At 53.1% G+C, this 2,995-nt stretch carries 4 protein-coding genes; all 4 read left to right on the top strand.

Annotated features, from left to right (window positions below; genetic code table 11):
* The first annotated feature begins 42 nt into the window (after positions 1-42).
* The 4 genes from HF327_RS21715 (at position 43) to HF327_RS21730 (ending at position 2,960) form a co-directional block, all read left to right on the top strand.
* A complete protein-coding gene (locus HF327_RS21715) occupies positions 43-663 on the top strand; it encodes a recombinase family protein (RefSeq protein WP_198462425.1) in 621 nt (206 codons plus the stop codon).
* A gap of 179 nt (positions 664-842) precedes the next feature.
* Entirely contained in the window at positions 843-1,295 is a 453-nt protein-coding gene (locus HF327_RS21720) for a hypothetical protein (protein WP_198462426.1), read from the top strand.
* Positions 1,295-1,588: a hypothetical protein gene (locus HF327_RS21725; protein WP_197577742.1), complete on the top strand. Its 294-nt coding sequence runs from the start codon at positions 1,295-1,297 to the stop codon at positions 1,586-1,588. The genes HF327_RS21720 and HF327_RS21725 overlap by 1 nt, the downstream gene beginning before the upstream one ends.
* 265 nt (positions 1,589-1,853) lie before the next feature.
* Complete coding sequence (locus HF327_RS21730) at positions 1,854-2,960, top strand: protein rep (RefSeq protein ID WP_198462427.1); 1,107 nt, start codon at positions 1,854-1,856, stop codon at positions 2,958-2,960.
* Positions 2,961-2,995 lie beyond the last annotated feature (35 nt).

Below are 2,995 nucleotides of genomic sequence, written 5' to 3' on the forward strand. Positions count from 1 at the left end.
CCTGACCAGCCCTAACCACTATCACCTATAGGAGAGGTAAAAATGGCTAAGTCTGAGTCTATTCGTTTGGTTGGATACGCACGCGTTTCTACAGTTGGTCAAGAGACAAATTTGCAGATCGATGCGTTGGAGAAGGCGGGTGTCTCCGTTATCTATCAAGAAAAAACAAGCTCTGTTGGTGCTCGACCAGAGCTCCAAAAGCTTCTGGATTCTTTGACGAAAGGTGACTGCCTTGTTGTCTACAAGATGGATCGGATCGCACGATCGTTGAAGGATTTGATGGCGATTTTGGAGCGAGTTCAGGCTGTTGGGGCGAATATTCGTTCTCTGACAGAGCCTCTGGATACCTCAGTGCCGGTTGGCATCTTTATGGTTCAGGTTCTTGGCGCTGTAGCTCAGTTGGAGAGATCGATCATCCGTGAGCGGTCTGTTGCAGGTCAGTTGGCTGCTTATCGTCGTGGCGTGCAACTTGGCCGCAAGAAGCATGCAACGCCTCCTGAAACTATCGAGAAAATGCGCGCTTTGTACGCTACAGGTGAGCACACCTATCCGTCGGTTGCAAAGCTTTTTGGTGTCCACGCTTCTACAGCTAAGCGCCTGATTACAGGCAAAAGCTCTCGCCAAAAAATGCCGGTTCTTGGTCAGTATTTGGATGCTCTCTAAATGAACCTATTGCGATAAGAACAGTTATCGCAATAGGCGCGTATTTCACCGGTGCTTTGCCTATCCTGCAATAGACAACTGAGGGAGGTATCGGAGGGCAAAGCCCTCTGATGTTCACCCTTTGAACAGGCAAGGCCCAGCGCAAGACGCGCACTGATTGCCGCAGCTCTCGCAAACCAATGGCCCCCGTCGCGGGGCCTTTTTCATGCTCTCCCGATCGCTTTCCTGCGCGCCTGGAAGACAAACGGCTGTTCCAAGGCTTTCAAAACCCAAAAACCATTGATATGATGATAATGCGCGCAAACATCATCACTATCAAATTGGAAATCATGAATACACGCGAAACACTCATCCTCAAGGCTCTGCAATTCAAGGCTATTCATACCAATAGCTCCAGCATTTCTGCCGGTATTTTGGACAAGCTGTTTGCAGACAATCCAGATCAGGCAGATCAGATTACGAAAAATGTCTGCGCTCGAATTCCTCTTGAATTGGCAAACGAAATGGAGTCTGTTGGCTCCATGTTGGACCTGAATAAACGCGAAATCATCACAATGGCTTTGCATGACTTTTTGGAAAAAGCCAAGTCCGTGGTGAATGAGTTTGATGCTTTGCCTGAGGGGGATGACTGATGGCCATGCTCACGCTTAACGGTTTGGTCCAGAACGTCTACACGCAACCTGCGAGCACTGACCGTGAAACCGGTGAAGTGAGGCCAGAGTCTCTGCGTGCGCAGATCCTCTGTGAAAACATCATGGAGAGCGGAGAGAAGAAGCTCGAAATGGTCACGCTGAAGGTGCACACCGAGGCATTCAAAAAGCTGGTCGGACAAAAGGTCCGTATTCCCGTAGGTGCCTTTGTAGCTAAGGGCGCTATCATGTTTTACGCGCTCAGAAATGAAGCGCAACCCATCTCGGCTTCTTGAAAAAGAAATGCCCCGCGAACATTGGCGTGTTCCGGGGCGGTGGCCGGTTTCTACAGCATTGATGGACAACACAACCGACATGCAAAGCGTATCACGGACACGCCCTAAAACCGCGCGGAATTGCGCAATTTCCCATAAGACAACAGGCCCAAGCGCAGCCGCGCATGCTGGGTCGGTCGAGCGGGAGCCTCGTACGGCTCGGCAGGGGGGGCGAGCAGGGGCCCTTGGTATTAATGCGAAATTACGAGCCACAGGCGATACAGCCATGGCACGACGTGTGGAACGTTTCGCGCTCCAGTCGGTTGCTCGAGACATCCTCCCTGACTCCAGAACAGCTAAATGCCTGCGTATCCGCGCCTATGACAAGGATGTGGAAGTCTGGAAATCCAAGGAACATGGAACGGCCAGCTATGGCGGCTTGCAGACATGCGGCAGTGTTTGGACATGCCCTGTATGCGCGGCCAAGATCGCAGAGCGTCGTCGGTTGGAAATACAGGATGCAATGGCCCAGCATCGCGCCCAGGGCGGCGAAGTCCATCTGTTGACCCTGACCACACCCCACACCCGTTTTGACGCGCTGGAGGAGCTTTTGGCCCGCCAGACGAAGGCATTGCAGGCTTTCCTGCGTGATCGAAAGGTGAAACAGGTCTTCACCGAAATGGGCTATCAGGGGCAGATTCGCGCTTGGGAAGGTACGCACGGCCGGAAGGCAACCAACAACGGTTGGCACCCGCACTTCCACTTCCTGCAATTCGTCCTTGTCAAGGCAGACGCGGCCCAGCTTATGGACTGGAAAACAAGGCTCTATCTGCGTTGGGATGCCTACTGCCAGAAGGCCGGCCTCGGCTCTCCGAGTTTTGCCCATGGCATTGACCTGCAGGACGGCCAGCAGGCCAGCAATTACGTGAGCAAGTGGGGTCTAGAGGATGAAATGACCAAGGCCCACATCAAGAAGGGCAAGGCTGGGGGAGAAACGCCTTTTGATCTTCTGCGCTCTGTCTTGGCCGACAAAGAAGACAAGCAAGCCTTTGCGCTTTTTGCTGAGTTCGCAAGGTGCTTCAAAGGCAAGCGGCAGTTGTCCTGGTCAAACGGTCTGAAGGCCCGTTTCAACCAGGTTGAAAAAGAAGACCAGGAATTGGCTGCTGAGATCGAGGACAGCGCGGAGCTGCTTGGCCAAATCCTGGCCGATCAGTGGCGCGATGTGTTGAAGGTCAAGGCCCGTGCCACTGTCCTTGAGCTGGCCACATTTTCCGGATGGCCAGCAGTCCAGAAATTTTTAGCATTCCTCGATGGATGCAGAGACGGAGTTTATGAGTACGACCCGGCCATCGTGGCCGAGGCTCGGCAACTCATCTTGGAAGGAATGACCTGAGTGTCATAAAGCGGGCAGGAAAGGTGTTCTTACCA

This window comes from Comamonas suwonensis, from assembly GCF_012844455.2.
In the GTDB taxonomy this organism is placed as follows: Bacteria; Pseudomonadota; Gammaproteobacteria; order Burkholderiales; family Burkholderiaceae_C; genus Comamonas; species Comamonas suwonensis.